Origin of the sequence: Fastidiosipila sp., assembly GCA_012511175.1 — a bacterium.
Classification (GTDB): domain Bacteria; phylum Bacillota; class Clostridia; order Saccharofermentanales; family DTU023; genus UBA4923.
Genome location: JAAZGO010000035.1, coordinates 1 through 16,651, shown reverse-complemented (window position 1 = coordinate 16,651; position 16,651 = coordinate 1). Strand labels below are relative to the sequence as shown.

Here is a 16,651-nt window from a genome sequence, read left to right as displayed (position 1 = left end):
TGTGACAAAATGGGTGATTTAGCGATGTTTCAGCTGTTTAAGATCTCGTAGAGAGATGCCGCCTCTTCTTTTTTTGCATACTCTCTGACTTCCAGCACGCGGACGCGTATCTGCTTTGCCCCGTAGCCGATCTGGAGAATATCTCCGGTTTTGACTTCGGCACCCGGCTTGGCCCGTTTTCCGTTGATTTCAACCCGGCCGGCTGCGGCCATTTCATTTGCGACGGTGCGACGCTTCACAATACGTGAAATTTTCAAAAACTTATCAAGCCTCACAGCCCCGGTCCCTTTCGGTTTCGCTTTCAGATCTTTTTACCCGGTCCCACAAGGCGTCCATGGCTTCCAAATCCATGCGGTTCAGGGAGACCCCTTCCTCCTTCGCCAGGTTCTCCATGGCATCGAATCGCCGGATAAAGCGCTGTGAACAGTCCGTCAGTGCTGTTTCGGGGTCAACCCCCAGCAGGCGGAGCAGGTTGACCACGGCAAAGAGCAGATCCCCGGCTTCCTGACGGATTCTGACCGGGTCACCCCGGTCGGCTTCATCGAGCAGTTCCTGGAGTTCCTCCTTGACTTTCACGCAGGCACCCCGGGGAGAGGGCCAGTCAAAACCGGTATCCGCCGCTTTTTTTTGAAGCTTGTCGGCACGGGTCAGGGCCGGCATGGCAAGCGGGATGGCCCGCATGGACGCTGCCGTACTTTCAAAGCCTTTCTCGATCCGCTTATTTTTTTCCCAGGTTCGAAGAACCATGTCCGGTGTCGTCGCCTGATCGTCGCCGAACAGATGCGTGTGCCGTGAGATCAGTTTACGGCACAGACCTGAGACAACATCCTCAAAGGTGAAATATCCTTCATCCCTGGCAATGCCTGCATGAAAAACGACCTGCATCAACACATCACCCAGCTCCTCACGCAGTTTATCCGGATCCCCGCTTTGGATGGCATCAACCGCTTCATAAGCTTCTTCCAGCATGTTGCCCTGGATGCTCTCGTGTGTCTGGATGCGATCCCAGGGACATCCTTGATCACTTCTGAGGAAATCCATGATGGCGAGCAAGTCGTCGAAGGTACAGCTCTCTTTCATGGCAAATTGCCCGCCTTCTTTTGCCGTTTCCATGCCCTTACTCCTCCCCCGAATCAGCACGCCAGGCCAGGGCTTGGTGGAAGATCTCAAGATCTTTGTCAAAAATCAGGAATCCTGACGCCTCGTCCAACCCCATCCAGCGCACCGAACGCACTTCACTCAATTGAGGTTCAAGTTCTCCCCCCCGGTAGGCAGCCAGGAAAAAAACGACTGTTTTTAAGACACCGGGACGCGGCGAATAGGTCGATGACCGCTTGAAGCCCGGCAGGAGGGAGATCCTGACGCCGGTTTCTTCACAGACTTCCCGGATGGCTGCCATCTGGTCGGTTTCCCCCGCCTCAAGGTGGCCCTTGGGAAAGGACCAGTGGCCCGGCTTGTGCTGGACCAGCAGGACGCGTGTTTCACCGTCCATATCACGCAAGACAATGGCGCCGCTCGAGCGCTCGCGCACAAGCGGCCTGCCGGCTTTAGCGGGCATTAAGGCGGAACCGTCAGATTTCATACCATTGATCATAGCACGCGCGGTCCTGCGTCCTTTCCTGACCTTGTCTTTTCAGCTAGAATAGCAGGATAGTAAAATAGATGAAAGAGCAGCCAGCCATGAAGAAAAGCGCGGATTTTCCGCTCCTTGTCGTGACCGCAGATTCCGTCAACCCCTGGCACAACCTGGCACTTGAGGAATATTTGATGGATCTCTGCCAAAGCGACTCTGACAAGGATCCGGAAAGGCGTTACGGTGCCATCCTCTATCTTTGGCAAAATGAGCACACGGTGGTCATCGGCCGCAACCAGAACGCCTGGGCGGAATGCCGGACCAGGGCACTGGAGAGGGACGGAGGCCGCCTGGCACGAAGAAGCACCGGAGGTGGCGCGGTCTACCATGACCTGGGCAATTTGAACTTTTCCATCATCTTGCCCCGGTCCCGTTTCGATCTGGGCCGCAACTTTGATGTCATCCTGGAGGCGGTCCGCCTGCTCGGCATCCAGGCGGTACGGTCGGGACGAAATGATATCCTGATCGGGGATCGCAAGTTCTCAGGCAATGCCTTCCGCTACTGGCGCGGTGTGGCGCTCCACCACGGCACCCTGATGGTTGACACCAGGCTCGAACCCCTCCTGCGTTATCTGACCGTCTCTGAGCTCAAGCTCCAATCCCGCGCCATCAAGTCCGTGACTTCCCGCGTCATCAACCTTATTGAAGCCAGAAGCGATCTGACCATCCCCGCCTTGTGCGATTCGGTCATTGACTCCTTCCTGGCCCAATATGGAAAGGGGACCGGCGTGGAGATAGTTGACGCGGGCAGGATCGCGGGGGGAGAAAAACTTGCCCGGCTGGAAGAAGTTTATGCCTCATGGGAATGGCGGTACGGAAACACCATCGACTTTGATGCCAGGATTGAAACCGGACGATTCCCCTGGGGGCAGGCGGAACTGTTGCTGAAGGTGGAGCAGGGGATAATCTCAGAAGCCCAGATTTTCAGCGATGCCCTGGACAGTGATTTTTTCAGGCAGATAGCCAACTCCCTGCCCGGAACTCCTTTCAATTCTCACCACCTTGCGGACCGCATCGCAGGTCTCGGCGAAGTGGATGAAACGGTCGGTGAAATCTCCCAAAAAACAATCGCGGATGACATGGGACATGTCATCCGCGAACAATCTTTCTAGATCTGAGCTATCAGTTCCCCGGCATCCAGACCAGAATAAGGGCATTGACAACGACATTGCTCTTGAGCGGTTTGACCGTCACCGTCACGATATCGTCAGCCGCATTCTCATAGCGGTCACTCAGGGCCTTGATGTCTTTTTGCATGTCTTCCTCAAGCAGCTTCAGCTGCTGCTCGACCCGCTCCATGGATTCCTGGGCCCGGCCGACGTTGCTGGAGGACTTACTGGCACGCGACAGACTCTTGGCCGCTGTTGCCGACTTATAGACGTTAGCCTGCGAAACCAGGGATTTGCCCAGAACAGCACCAAGTGCTGCTGCTCCGAACGAAATGGCTGATTGCATCTTGGCATCCTTGGCCTGGTCTTTGACCCGGTCCACCCGTTCTTCGGCCTTGGCGATTCTTTCATCAATGGCCAAACGTTTTTTATCATATTTGGCCTCGATTTCGTCAAGTTCCCGGTCCCGCTGCTCCCGGGCGGCCATCTTGACCCTGGCGATAAAGTCACGCTCCTCTTCTTCAAGTTCCGAAACAAGGCCCAGCTTTTTGTGCTCGCGGATCTCGACCGCTGACTCGCGCCAGACTGTATCTACCAGAGCGCGCTGCCAGGCCGTGAAGCTGGTTTTCAGCTTGGCCTCCGGAGGCAGATCTGAGAAAGTGGCGCCTCTTGTGGGTTCTTTTTCCAGATCATCAAGAGTCAAATCCAGATCAAGCTTGTTGTCCCACTCAACAGGGACAACGCCGCCGCCCAGTGGTGTAAACCGTGTAACTGTCTCCGTATGCGAGATATTCCGTTTGTCATCCTTGATATAGACGGTCAAAAAACCGGCCAGGGCCGGCCTGTAGACCTGCCCGGGCGTGGCCGGCAAATAACTGACCGGAATGCCTGAAGCTGCCTGCGGCGCCACGGCCGCCTGCTCGATGGGGGGCCCTGTCAGACCGGTCACGGGCGGCGGAGCCGGTGCCGGAACCGCCTCTTCTGCAGCTTGGGGCACAAAGGGCTCAGGCATGGGTTCGGGTACGAAGAAGCCAGTATCAGGTCCCCCTGCAACTGGTTTCCCGATGGGCTCAGGCGCAGCATGAGGGAAATATCCTGACTGGGCCGCCAGATACTTGATCTGATCGCGGGTCAGGGGCCCTGCCAGATAGGACATGGCAAAGCGGGTCTGGAAGAGAAGGGGTTCACCCCCGCGGACCGAGCGCATAATAAACTGCCGTTGCTGGAGCCCGGCGATCAGCTTGCCCAGTTCTGCGCGGCTGATTCCCTCAATGGATTCATCCGCCATGCCCTCCAGCAGACGGGTCCGGTCCCGTTCCGTTGTCAGCCGCCCGACAAACCATGTTCCCACGTTGGAAAGACCCTTGTAGTCGATATCCCCCGGATTCTGCGTGGCAAGAACGATCCCCAGTCCGTAGGCTCGGGCCGTCTTCAGGAGAGTCAGCAACGGTTTTTTTGCCGGGGGGTTGGCGATAGGCGGGAAATATCCGAATACTTCATCCATATAAAACAAAGCGCGCAGGGATGAAGTACCCTGTTCCGTCCGCATCCAGGCGATCATGCGGTTGAGGAGCAGGGTCACGAAGAACATGCGCTCGGCATCCGCAAGGTGCGCGATCGATAGAATCGAGATCTTGGGTTTCCCCTGGGGCGTGTAAAGGAGGGAGGGGATGTCAAAGGGCTCGCCTTCCATGAAGGCCGAAAAAGCAGGCGAGGCGATGAGATTGTTAAAGCGAAGGGCCAGGGCAAAGCGCTCCTTCTCCGGCAGGTAGGTATCAACATCCATGACGCCGATGGTCTTGACAGGCGGCTTGCCGATCCAGTGAACCAGGGTGGGGATGGCCAGGTCATAGCCGTCCTGCCAGGTCTTTTGAATCAAGGTCGACAGGAACACGTGCTCTCTGCTCGAAACCGGATCAGCGTCTTTAATGCCGACCAGGTGAAGAAGACTGGTCGCCGTCGTCGAAACCACCTCTTGAAAAACCTCGGCATCGGCCATGGCGGCAGGGGCGGGCTTTTTAAACATGCCCTCAAGCGACAGGGGCCTGCCGAACTGGCCACCCGGCGTGTAGAGGGCAAATTCAGCATTTTGCCTCAAAGCGCGGATCCGCTCGCCGTCTTGCATCGAGTCAGTCAGGCCTTTGCGCCAGATCTCCGCTTTTTTCGCAGCCAGCTCACTGACCGAAAGCCCCTCCGCCTCCGCTTCCTCCGGATGAACCCAGGGCTCAAAATCCTGCGGATTCAAATCAGGGAAGGTCAGAAGCAGATTTCCCATATCTCCCTTTGGATCGACAACAATGGTTGGGATGCCATCCATGGCAGCTTCCTCAATCATGTCGATACCCAAGCCTGTTTTACCGCTGCCCGTCATTCCAACGATCATGGCGTGCGTGACCAGATCACGGGAATCGAACAACATGAAATCAGCGCGTCCGTCCCCGTCCAAATCTCTGTTTTCAGTTCCCAGGTAAAAGACACCCAGTTTTTCATATTGACTCATCGCAACCCCTCCTCACAGAAATGCTTCTTCGTAATGTTCAGATCATCTCCCATTATCACCGGATCTGTCGGGAACATTTGTTATGCAAACAGGCCGGTTTGTTCCAATTCTTCCAGGTCGGGCCGGCTCCGGACCGGGCTTCCCGCAGCTTTCAGGGCATTTGCCACATCCTTTAAACCGCTGCCAGAACAGATGCAGGTCACCGTTTCACCCGCCTTGATGATTCCCTCGCTGACAGCCTGCTTGACACCGGCATAGGAAGTGACGCCGGCCGGTTCCCCGAAAACACCTTCTTTTTCGCCCATCTCCTTCATAGCAGCCAGAATGGCCTCATCCGGGACGGCCATCCAGGCGCCTTCGGTAGCCGAGACGGCACGGAGGGCTTTGACGGGGTTTCGCGGTATGCCAACCGAGATGGAGTCAGCCAGGGTATTTTCCGGTGTCGGTTTCAGAGGTACCTTGTCACGGGCTGCGTCGACAAAGGGTGAACAGCCGGTTGATTGAACACCCAAGATCCTGGGCAGGCGTTCGATCAGGCCAAGTTCGTAAAGGTCCCTGAAACCAAGATAGACGCCGCCGATGGTACAGCCGTCTCCGACGGACACGGCCACCCAGTCGGTCGGCTCAAAATCGAGCTGTTCTGCGATCTCAAGCGATACCGTCTTTTTCCCCTCCGCCATCACGGGATTGATGCCGGCATTGCGGTTGTACCAGCCATATTTGGCGATGGCGGCTTTTGACAGGTTGAAGGTTTCGCGGTAGTCCCCCACAACTGAAACGACGCGGGCGCCAAAAATAAGCATCTGCGCAAGCTTGCCTTGAGGGGCTCTTTCCGGAACGAAAATCACCGTTTTCAAGCCTGCCCGGGCGGCGTTGCCGGCACAGGATGAAGCCGCATTGCCTGTTGAAGAACATGAAATTGTGTCATAGCCGAGTTCGATGGCTTTGGCAACCGCGACCCCGCTGGCCCGGTCCTTAAGCGAGGCGGTCGGGTTAAGGCCGTCATCCTTGATGTAAAGGGCCTTGAGCCCCAATTCGCTGCCCAGCCGCAGCGATGGATAAAGTGGCGTCCAGCCAACCCTTAAAAAGCCTGAGTAATCGCGTTCAGCCAGGGGCAATAAAGCTTTGTAGCGCCACATGCTGTTATCGTGATCACGGCGAAGACGCTCCCGCGAGACAAATTCCCTGATGATATCGTAATCGTAGTCGATATCAAGAATTCCGGTTTCGCCGCACTCCGGGCAGGTCAGCATCTCCTCCCTGTAAGGATAATGCCGCTGGCAGAGGGTGCAGGTGTATCCCAACAGGTGGGGGATTTTCGATTTGTTTTTTGGCATTTTCAACTCCTCTGGGATCTGACAAGGCAACTGATTGTTTACAGTTTATCAAATCGACAAACCCTGTGCCACGCCCATCAAGCGTTCGTGCTCACGCTTGGGCATTGCAGAATAAAAAACCGTTTTACCCCGATTCATCTTCCGGCGCAAAGCGGTTTTTTGTTTCGTGGATGGCCCTGATTACTAAGGAATCAAGAAGTCAAGCTCCTGGCCGTCCGGGTTGATCCCGGTCACCTGCTTGCCCTTGATGCTGTACCATTCTTTTGCAGCCTTGGGAAAGTCCGGTCCCTCATTGCCTGAAAGCGGCTCCGGTTTTGTTGCCTCCTGCTCAAATCCCACCGTTCCGTCCTTGCCTTCAATCGCCAGCAGATAGAGCATGACGCTGCCGTCATCATTCACAATATAGTATTGTCCGGCATAGCCATAAGGCGTTTGCCGGTACTCGGAATAGAGTGCCTCCCTGCCGTCAACAACTGAAGTGAAGATTGAGCCTCCCGCTTTGCTGTCGAACCTTCCTGCAAAAACCGTTTCCTTGCCGCTTTGATCCTTGAAAGTGACAGTGGATTTGTCGCCGTCAACATCGTATTTGAAACCTTCTGCTCCTAGCATCCCCAAACCGATTTCCATGGTCATTTCATCTGCGCCGAGAAAAGCTGCCGGAAGCATGACCAGATCAACCGCGGTGATGCCAAGAAAGGACAGCATGGCCATGCCGGCTTCAGGGTTGCCGGAGACGGCATCAGACAAGCGTGTGATCAGTTGGCTTTTTGCCTCTTGGTATGCCGCGTAGGAATCAGCCGCCTTGTTGCCGGCTGGAGGCTTGGTGCCCCCCGTTTCTGTCCTGGCCGGTGCTGGCTCTGTCTTATGGGCTCCACCCGCTTCAGTGGCGGGCTGGCCTGGGCCTTCCGGAACACTCCTGGAACAGCCTGGAAGCGCAAAGATCAAAACTATAAGCGCCACAAGCAGAACCCCTATGCTTTTTTTCATGGTGAACGTCTTCCTTTCCAATTCCAGCCAGTGATGCGTTGGAATCAATAGTGGTGATCCTTGATTAATTATACTGCCAATTATACGCTCTAGCAGTCTTTTGATCACTCTTGCCTGACATTTTTCTGTTGAATCGGCGGCCGGCGGCAAGGTCTCCTTTTGTCCGAAAGAATTGCGCCAAATCCTTCAAGGCGGGGAAGATTGGGAGTGTGTTGCCGGCTGAAGCTGAAGGGAAGCGGATAACCAGACCCGGATTGCCGGATAAAAGGAACGGGAACCCTCCTGAAATGATTTTCCATCCTAACCGCTGCCTGCCGGAGATTGCCCCAATCCCTTTCAGTTAACCCGGTTGCCTTCCGCTTTTTGTGATATGATACCCAATACAATAACCCTTTTGGAGGAAAAGGCTATGCAACATTTCAAAAAATGGATTGTTATTTTGCTGTGCGTCGCTTTTGTGGTGACCCTGGTGGCGTGCGACAAAAAACCTGAAGAGCCGGGTAAGACCGAGCCCGGACCGACACAAGCTGAGCCGGGAAAACCGACAGAGGCCCCGCCGCCACCCTCGGATGGTGTGACGCTTGAGAACATCAAGCTTGGCTTCGTCCATATTACAGATCCGAGCGACATGGGCTACACCTACAACCATGACCTGGGCACCCAGAAAATGGCCAAAGAACTCGGACTGAGAGATGATCAGATCATCAACAAATTCAATACCAACGAGGATCAGGCCTGCGAGGCCGCCCTGCGTGAACTGGTTGAGCAGGGCTGTAACCTGATCTTTGCGACCAGCTTCGGATTTGAGGAATATGTCCTGACAGTCGCCGAAGACCATCCCGAAGTTGAGTTCTGCCATGCCTCCGGTTTCCGTTGCGCCCTGAGCGACATGCCCAATGTCCATAACTACTTTGGCAAGATCTATCAGGCCCGTTACCTGTCCGGCATTGCTGCCGGCCTGAAGACCGAAAAGAATCTCCTCGGCTATGTCAATGCCCATCCTTTCGCTGAATGCATTCAAGGCTTCACGGGCTTCTACCTGGGCGCCAAAAGCGTCAACCCGGATGTCGAGATGATCGTCATGAACACCGGCTCCTGGAACGACCCCCAGAAAGAAGCTCAGGTCGCCAAGGCCCTGATCGAAAAGGGCTGTGATGTGATCGGCCAGCACTGTGACTCGACCGCCCCTGCAACGGCTGCAGAAGCGGAAGGCGTTTTCCACGTCGGCTACAACTCCGACATGATCGACGCAGCCCCCAAGGCAACGCTTACGTCCGCTATCTGGGACTGGTCGCGTTATCTGGTTCTTGCTGTCTCCAACTACGTGGAGGGCAAGCCTATCCCCAAGGATTGGGGTGAAGGACTGGCTGAGGGCGCCGTTGATATCTCCCGGCTGAACGAGGCCCTGGTCGCCCCGGGCACCGCTGAGGCGATCGAAGCTGCCCGCGCCAAAATTGTCTCAGGCGACTGGGACGTCTTCACCGGCCCCCTGGTCAACAATGAAGGCGAAGTGGTCGTCAAAGAGGGTGAAACCTATATTGAGCCCGCCTCATCACCCGCTTGGGATCACATCCTTGAAGGCATCACCATGATCGGTGACTGATCAGTAGTCAGCTTACCGGGAAAATGCGGGAGCGCGCCCTGGAGACGCGCTCCCTGCCTATGCTCGTTTCGACGCAATGTGGTCGCTTTTGGCGTACACCGCATTGCGGCAGCCTTAACTGACCGGCACAGGACGTTTCTCCGGGCCCTGCGCGCCGGCTGGAGGGAGTTATGTAAGAGTTGCAACATCTTGATTTCGACAATGTCGTCGAAATGAATCATATCTGCAAAAATTTCGGCACGGTTGAAGCCCTGAAAGATGTCCATCTGGAACTTCGAAAGGGAGAGATTTTGTCCCTGCTGGGAGAAAACGGCAGCGGCAAAACCACCTTAATGAATGTTCTTTCCGGCATTTACTTTCCCGATCTGGGGGAAATCCGAATACACGGGACACCTGTGGCCATCTGTGAACCCAAAGACGCCTTTGCCCTCAACATCGGCATGGTGCACCAGCATTACAAACTGGTCGAAGTCTTTACTGCGGCAGAAAACATCGTATTGGGCCTGCCGGGGGGTACGACCGTCAACCGCCGTGCTTTGGCCAGGCATGTTAAGGAAATTGCGGACCGGTACGGTTTTTATCTTGAACCCAACAAAAAGGTCTACGACATGTCCATCTCTGAAAAACAAACCGTGGAAATTGTCAAGGCACTTTACCGGGGAGCTGATATTCTCATCCTTGACGAACCGACGGCCGTCCTGACACCGCAGGAAACCGAGAAACTCTTTGAAATCCTGCGGGCCATGAAAGAAGACAATAAGTCAATCATCTTAATTACCCATAAATTAAACGAGGTGCTGGCCGTTTCTGACCGTGTCACCGTCCTCCGCAAGGGCGAATACATCGATACCGTCGAAACCAAGGAAGCCTCCATCCAATCCCTGACCGACATGATGGTCGGCCGGTCCGTTTCGCTCGAAATTGAGCGCCCCATTATCGGAGATAAAAAGCCTGTGCTCCGCGTTGCTTCATTGACCTGCCTGACGCCGGACAAAACCAGAGCCCTCGAGGATGTCTCTTTTGAAGCTTATGGAGGTGAGATCCTGGGTATCGCGGGTATTACCGGAAGTGGACAAAAAGAACTCTGTGAGGCCATTACCGGACTCCACCCCGTTGCGGGCGGGGCCATCCTGTACCGGAGTTTTATCAACGGTTTTGAAGTCGAGGAAAACATCGTCGGCAGATCCCCCAATGAAATTACCAGAAAAGGAATTGCCATGGCCTTCGTCCCCGAAGACAGGCTGGGCATGGGGCTGGTGCCGTCACTGGACATGGTCGACAACATCATGTTGAAGAGTTATAAACGGAAAAAAAGTTTTCTGGTCGACCGCAAGACACCCCAGAAGGTCGCTGAACGGCTGGTCGAAGAGCTGGAAATCGTCACTCCCGATGTTTTCACCCCCATTCGCAAGCTGTCGGGAGGCAACGTACAGAAGATTCTGGTCGGCCGGGAAATTGACTCCAGCCCGCGTCTCCTGATCGTAGCGTATCCTGTCCGGGGACTTGATATCAACTCCTCCTACACCATTTACCGATTGCTTAATGAACAGAAGGAAAAGGGGGTTGCCGTCATCTTCATCGGCGAAGACCTGGATGTCCTGATGGAGATTTCGGACCGCCTGCTGGTCTTGAGCGGAGGTCAGGTTACAGGCCTGGTTGATCCCCGAAGAACTTCAAAACAGGCAATCGGCCTTATGATGCTGGGCCACAGAGTTGATGAAGAGGAAGGAGCTGCCGCCGTATGAAAGACCCCGTAAACAAGAATGAATTGGCGGCAGATGAGCAGGCTGTGATCTGCCCGCCTGAACATGAACCGCTGGTATGCATCATCAAGGAACCCTTTGTCCGAATTGCCAAACGCGGTGTCGTCCCGGCCGGGCAGAAGGTTATGGTCTATGTGATCGGCTTCATTCTGGCGCTTCTCGTCGGAGCTCTCCTGATCGTTCTGATTGGCAAAAATCCCGTCAACGCCTACATCAGCATGGCAACCGGCTCCTTTGGTTCAAAAACGTCGGCAGCGGAAACTTTCCGGTTGGCTGTCCCCCTCCTGATCGCGGGCGTCGCCATCGCCTTCGCTTTCAAAATGAGGTTCTGGAACATCGGAGGGGAGGGTCAGATCCTGGCTGGCGCCATTTTTATGTCACACATCGTCGTTGCTTTGATCAACAGCGGAACAAAAATCGGCACCATTCCCCTTCATATCCTGTTGATCCTCGCCGCCATTACCGGCGGGGCTCTTTTTGGTTTCCTGCCTGCTCTCTTCAAGACCAAGTGGGGCACCAATGAGACCTTGTTCACCCTCATGCTCAACTACATCGCCATTGAATACATCAACTACCTCAAAAACCTGACCAGCTGGAAACCGGAGAAGACTACTTTTCCCAAAATCATCAACTTTAAAAGCTCGCTCAGCCAGATCGTTTTGCCCAAGGTCTTCGGCGTCCATATCGGCTGGATTTTTGCGCTTGCCCTGGCTGTTCTGGCCTACCTTTATTTGAAAAAGACCAAGCACGGCTATGAAATTTCCGTCATCGGCGACTCACTGAACACAGCGCGCTACGCGGGGATGAGTACCGGCTGGATCCAGATCCGGACACTTCTGATCTCCGGCGCCCTTTGCGGCCTTGCCGGCTATTTCCAGGTGGCCGGCGCCGACTACACCCTGACGGAAACAACCGCCGGGGGAGTCGGCTTCACAGCCATCATCGTCGCCTGGATGTCCAAGCTGAATCCCTTTATTATGATTCCCGTTTCCATCTTTATTGCCATGTTGAAAAAGGGGTCCCTGGCCATCCAGTCCACCATGAAGATTCCCGCGTCAGCCGCCGATCTGCTGACCGGCATCATCCTTTTCTTCATGCTGGGCTGTGAACTGTTCCTGGAATACAAGCTGGTCTTCCGGCACAGCCGGGCCAGGATTGAAAAAATGATCGAAGAGGTGTCGGTATGAATCCCCTTATCAATCTCCTCAATGCGGCTGTTCTGGCCGGTACACCGCTCCTGCTTGCCACCTGCGGGGAAATCCTGACGGAAAAGTCAGGCAGCCTTAACCTGGGTGTTGAGGGCATGATGTACATGGGGGCCATCGCGGGTCTGGCCGGTGCCTGGTATGTCGAGCAGTGGTTCGGCCAGGGCGGCTTGCTGGCGGCGGTCTTCGCCTTCATTTTCGCTTTTCTATGCGGAGCGCTTGGCGGCTTGATCTATGCCGTGCTGACCGTCTCCCTCCGGGCCAATCAGAATGTCACCGGCCTGACCCTGACCATCTTCGGAACAGGATTTGGCAAGTTTTTCGGGGAAGTGCTGGGCCACAAAGCCGGCGGCTACGTGACGGTCAACGACCAGACCAAGGCCATGTACGGGCGGATTAATTTTGGCAAACTGGCGGAAATCCCTGTTATCGGAACACTTTTCTTCAAATACAACTGGCTGGTCTACCTGGCCCTGGCCATTGCCATCCTGATGGGCTGGTTTTTAAGAAGGACCAGAAAAGGCCTGTCGCTGAGGGCAGTCGGAGAAAGCCCGGCGACGGCAGACAGCGCCGGCATCAACGTCACGCGCTACCGTTACCTGGCAGCGCTGGTTGGAGGCGGCCTGTGTGGCCTGGGCGGCATGTACATGTCCATGGTGGACCAAAAGGGCATCTGGGTTCATGACTGCATCAGCGGCTACGGCTGGCTTGCCATCGCGCTTGTAATTTTCGCGACCTGGAATCCCCTCCGGGCCATCTACTGCGCCATCATATTCGGCGGCCTCAGCGTCATGTACATGTACGTTCCCATCAAGGGCCTGCCTGTACCGATTTACCGCATGTTTCCCTACATCGCCACCATTATTGTCCTCATCATCACCAGCATGATGCAGATCAAGGAACACGCGCAGCCCGCTGGCACCGGCTTGAACTATTTCCGGGAGGAGCGTTGATTCCGGCACATCTCATGTCAGGCCCGCCGGTTTGGACCGGCGGGCTTTTTTATGCCCGGGGGTCTGTTATAGTAATTCAGGATCAAAACAGCCATGACAAAAGGAGTAAACCATGTACGATCTTATTATTATCGGGGCAGGCCCCGGTGGTTATGTCGCCGCTGAACGTGCTGGACGGGCAGGCCTTTCCGTTGCCCTCTTTGAAAAGGAAAACCTGGGAGGTGTCTGCCTGAACGAAGGCTGCATTCCTTCCAAGGCTCTGCTGAACTCAGCCAAACTCTACAGGCATGCCGTGGACAGTGCGGCTTTCGGGATCAAGGCCGAGGCAGTTTCCTACGATCAGCTGACCGTGATCAAGCGAAAAAAGAAGGTGGTCCGAAGACTGGTGGCCGGCATTAGGAATCAGATGAATGAAGCTGGCGTCGAAGTCATCAATCAAATGGCCATGATTCTCCCCCGGGAAGGAGATCCCTTTCGGGTTCAAGCGGACAAAGAGCTTTACGAAGGCAGGAATCTCATGATCGCAACGGGTTCCGAACCCGTTATTCTCCCCCTCCCAGGTATTCGTGAAGGACTGGGCAAGACGGTGATCACCAACCGTGAGATCCTTGACCTGGAAGAAATCCCTCAAAGGCTGGTTGTCATCGGGGGCGGTGTCATCGGTCTGGAGATGGCCTGTTATTACCAGGCTGTAGGCTCACAGGTCGTGGTCGTGGAAATGCTGGATCATATCGCAGGCACCATCGATTCTGAAATTGGCCGCCGTCTGCAGCAAGTTTACGAGAATCTTGGCATGGTTTTCCACCTTTCGGCCTGTGTCACCCGCGTCGATGGCGGAACGGTATTCTTTGAGAAAGATGGCGCGGAGCATCAAGAGTCCGGAGACATCATCCTCTTATCCTGTGGAAGGCGGCCTGTCACCTCCGGTTTTGGTCTGGAACAGCTGCCCGTAGCTGTAAACCGGGGAGCCATAGTGGTCAATGAGCAGATGGAGACAAGCTGCCCCGGGGTCTACGCCATCGGAGATGTGGTCGGCGGATTCATGCTGGCGCATGCGGCCAGCCGGGAAGGCGAAGTGGCTGTCAATCACATGCTGGGAATCGACGACCGCATGTCCAACTGCGCCATACCTTCAGTCATCTATACCGACCCGGAAGTGGCCGGTGTCGGGAAAACAAAAGAAGAACTGGAAGCCCAGGGCTGCGCTTACCTGGAAGTCGAGATTCCCATGGGCTGGTCCGGTCGCTATCAGGCGGAAACGGAGCGCGGTACCGGTCTTTGCAGACTGCTCTTCGACCAGGAAAGCAAGGTGCTTCTGGGCTGCCATCTGCTGACCCCCTACGCCTCTGAGATGATCCTGGCCTTCGGGATTATGATCGAACAGAAAATGTCCCTGGATGCCATGAAGCGGACCGTTTTCCCTCATCCCACGGTCTGCGAAATCGTACGTGAAGCGCTCTTTCAGCTCAAATAGCGACGCCCGCACCTGTGGTAAACTAAGACAGAATAATGTGGGCGCCAGAGCCTGACGCGTATGTGCATCCAGTTAGCATTGAGGAGAATGCCATGCCGAAAATTGCGATTCATTCCGACCATATTCCAAAGGCCATCGGCCCTTATTCACCTGCCGTTGCCTCCAATGGTTTCCTTTTTATCTCGGGACAACTGGGAATTGATCCCGTGGCCGGTGTTATGCCCGACAAAGCAGCAGATCAGGCAAAACTGGCACTTGCCAATCTGGACACCCTCTTGAAGGAAGCCGGACTGGGACCGGAACAGGTGGTCAAAACGACCGTTCTGCTGACTGATATGGCCGACTTCAAGGCTGTCAATGAAATCTATGGCGCCTACTTCCCAAGTCCGTACCCCGCCCGGGCCTGCTATGAGGTGCGAGCATTGCCGGGTGGCGCCAAGGTAGAGATCGAATGCATCGCGACAATGGAATAGGCCGGCCGATTACCCAAACAAGCAGGAGTCTGACGCCGGTCATCCAGCGTCGGACTTCTCTTTTTTCAGGATAAGCAAAGGAGGCGGATGTCATGAGTGAAAAAATGGACGAAAAACTCTACATCAGTCATTTGACCGAACTTTTGAATGACAGGGACTACGCCTCTCTATTAAGCGAGCTCCGGGAAGACAATGAAGTCGATATCGCCTTGTTCATGGAAACCCTGCCGGACGATGAGACCGCTTTTGTTTTCCGTATGCTCCCCAAGGAGATCTGCGCTGAAGTTTTCGCCCATCTCGAATCCGACACGCAGCGGCGCGTCGTCGAGGCATTCACTGATGAAGAGACCACCCAGATGCTTGATCAACTCTTCGTCGATGACGCAGTCGATTTCCTTGAAGAAATGCCGGCCAATATGGTCAACCGCATCCTGCGGCTCACCAATCCTGATAAACGGCGGGTCATCAACCGCTACCTCCAATACCCCGAAGATTCGGCAGGCAGCATCATGACCGCGGAGTACACCCGATTGAAACAGGACATGACTGTGGCCCAGGCCATTACCCATCTGCGGACCTTCGGCGAAGACCGTGAGACCATTTACACCTGCTATGTCACCGATGAACAGCGTTTTCTGGAGGGCGTCATTTCTGTCAAAGCCATCCTCCTGGCTGACGACGGGGAACGAATCGGGGACATCATGGAGACCGATATCATCAGTGTTAACACCACCATGGACCGTGAGGAAGTGGTCAGACTTTTCCACAAATATAACTTCCTGGCTATTCCGGTGGTCGACAACGAAAACCGTCTGGTCGGCATCGTGACCATCGATGATGCCGTTGATGTCATGCAGGAAGAAACAACGGAAGACTTCGAAAAGATGGCCGCCATCGCCCCCTCTGAGAAACCTTATCTGAAAACCAGTTTCTGGCAGCATGGCATGCACCGCATCACCTGGCTTTTCATCCTCATGGTGTCGGGCATGATTAACGGCCTGATCCTGGAAAAACATGAAGCAGCTTTCATCGCTTACCCCCTGCTCGTTTCTTTTATCCCCATGCTGACCGACACCGGCGGCAACGTCGGTTCCCAGTCCAGCACCCTCATGATCCGCGGCATGACTCTGGGTGAGATAAAAATCAGCGATATTTTCAGGGTAATCATCAAGGAATCGGCGACCAGCCTTCTGATGGGCACGGTCTTGAGCGCGGTGAACTTCGTGCGGGTCTATCTGATCTATCGGGATTTCACAACGGCCCTGATCCTGGCCCTGGCCATGATTGCGACAGTTTTCATGGCAGCAGTCATTGGCGGCATCCTGCCCCTGATCGCAAAAAAACTGAGAATTGACCCGGCCATCATGGCTGCGCCCCTCATTACCACCCTGGTGGACGCCGCTGCCCTGGCCATCTATTTTGCCATCGCCGTCGCCCTCCTGAAAATCTGATCCGGTTCCGGTTTAAATCTTCACATAATCCCCACAAAGTTCGAGTAACGTATTTGTAGGTCGGTAGGAGAAAAAGAGATTCCTTCCTAAACTGCTAAGGTGAGTAAAGCACACACCGCCTTTGCGGTTGAAGGAGGAATCTCATGGCAATCATACAGGAAAT

At 54.9% G+C, this 16,651-nt stretch carries 14 protein-coding genes; 8 read left to right on the top strand and 6 right to left on the bottom strand.

All coding sequences use genetic code 11. The features are described from left to right. Nucleotides 1–29: 29 nt before the first annotated feature. Genes GX839_07505 through GX839_07495 form a run of 3 tightly spaced genes read right to left on the bottom strand, consistent with a single transcriptional unit; the run spans nt 30 to nt 1,594 of the window. Nucleotides 30–275, bottom strand: coding sequence for an RNA-binding S4 domain-containing protein (locus GX839_07505; GenBank protein NLB05297.1), 246 nt, complete (start codon nt 273–275; stop codon nt 30–32). Beyond that, nucleotides 265–1,080, bottom strand: coding sequence for a nucleoside triphosphate pyrophosphohydrolase (gene mazG / locus GX839_07500; GenBank protein NLB05296.1), 816 nt, complete (start codon nt 1,078–1,080; stop codon nt 265–267). The genes GX839_07505 and mazG overlap by 11 nt, the downstream gene beginning before the upstream one ends. A gap of 37 nt (nt 1,081–1,117) precedes the next feature. Next, nucleotides 1,118–1,594, bottom strand: a complete 477-nt coding sequence (locus GX839_07495; GenBank protein NLB05295.1) for an NUDIX domain-containing protein — start codon at nt 1,592–1,594, stop codon at nt 1,118–1,120. 68 nt (nt 1,595–1,662) lie between these two features. On the opposite strand from GX839_07495, the gene GX839_07490 reads away from it, so the two are divergent. Beyond that, nucleotides 1,663–2,745 (top strand): lipoate--protein ligase, encoded by a 1,083-nt coding sequence (locus GX839_07490; GenBank protein NLB05294.1) that lies wholly within the window; start codon nt 1,663–1,665, stop codon nt 2,743–2,745. Between the two features lie 10 nt (nt 2,746–2,755). Here GX839_07490 and GX839_07485 read toward each other — a convergent pair whose 3' ends face one another. The 3 genes from GX839_07485 to GX839_07475 form a co-directional block, all read right to left on the bottom strand. Beyond that, on the bottom strand, nt 2,756–5,242 hold the full coding sequence (locus tag GX839_07485) for a DUF87 domain-containing protein (GenBank protein ID NLB05293.1): 2,487 nt from the start codon (nt 5,240–5,242) through the stop codon (nt 2,756–2,758). Nucleotides 5,243–5,322: 80 nt separating this feature from the next. Beyond that, the gene (gene thrC / locus GX839_07480; protein NLB05292.1) at nt 5,323–6,495 is read right to left on the bottom strand and encodes a threonine synthase; all 1,173 of its coding nucleotides are present in this window, start codon (nt 6,493–6,495) and stop codon (nt 5,323–5,325) included. A 267-nt stretch (nt 6,496–6,762) separates the two neighbouring features. Continuing rightward, the gene (locus tag GX839_07475; GenBank protein NLB05291.1) at nt 6,763–7,566 is read right to left on the bottom strand and encodes a hypothetical protein; all 804 of its coding nucleotides are present in this window, start codon (nt 7,564–7,566) and stop codon (nt 6,763–6,765) included. A gap of 409 nt (nt 7,567–7,975) precedes the next feature. Here GX839_07475 and GX839_07470 point away from each other — a divergent pair, with 409 nt between their 5' ends. From GX839_07470 to mgtE, 7 genes are all read left to right on the top strand, one after another. After that, nucleotides 7,976–9,169, top strand: a complete 1,194-nt coding sequence (locus GX839_07470) for a BMP family ABC transporter substrate-binding protein (protein ID NLB05290.1) — start codon at nt 7,976–7,978, stop codon at nt 9,167–9,169. A 212-nt stretch (nt 9,170–9,381) separates the two neighbouring features. After that, complete coding sequence (locus GX839_07465) at nt 9,382–10,914, top strand: ABC transporter ATP-binding protein (protein NLB05289.1); 1,533 nt, start codon at nt 9,382–9,384, stop codon at nt 10,912–10,914. After that, complete coding sequence (locus tag GX839_07460) at nt 10,911–12,119, top strand: ABC transporter permease (protein NLB05288.1); 1,209 nt, start codon at nt 10,911–10,913, stop codon at nt 12,117–12,119. Before GX839_07465 ends, GX839_07460 begins: the two co-directional genes overlap by 4 nt. Beyond that, a complete protein-coding gene (locus tag GX839_07455) occupies nt 12,116–13,090 on the top strand; it encodes an ABC transporter permease (protein ID NLB05287.1) in 975 nt (324 codons plus the stop codon). Before GX839_07460 ends, GX839_07455 begins: the two co-directional genes overlap by 4 nt. Before the next feature lie 112 nt (nt 13,091–13,202). Beyond that, the gene (gene lpdA, locus GX839_07450) at nt 13,203–14,564 is read left to right on the top strand and encodes a dihydrolipoyl dehydrogenase (GenBank protein NLB05286.1); all 1,362 of its coding nucleotides are present in this window, start codon (nt 13,203–13,205) and stop codon (nt 14,562–14,564) included. A gap of 92 nt (nt 14,565–14,656) precedes the next feature. Beyond that, nucleotides 14,657–15,037, top strand: a complete 381-nt coding sequence (locus tag GX839_07445) for a RidA family protein (protein NLB05285.1) — start codon at nt 14,657–14,659, stop codon at nt 15,035–15,037. A 92-nt stretch (nt 15,038–15,129) separates the two neighbouring features. After that, the gene (gene mgtE / locus GX839_07440; GenBank protein NLB05284.1) at nt 15,130–16,488 is read left to right on the top strand and encodes a magnesium transporter; all 1,359 of its coding nucleotides are present in this window, start codon (nt 15,130–15,132) and stop codon (nt 16,486–16,488) included. The last annotated feature ends 163 nt before the right edge of the window (nt 16,489–16,651 follow it).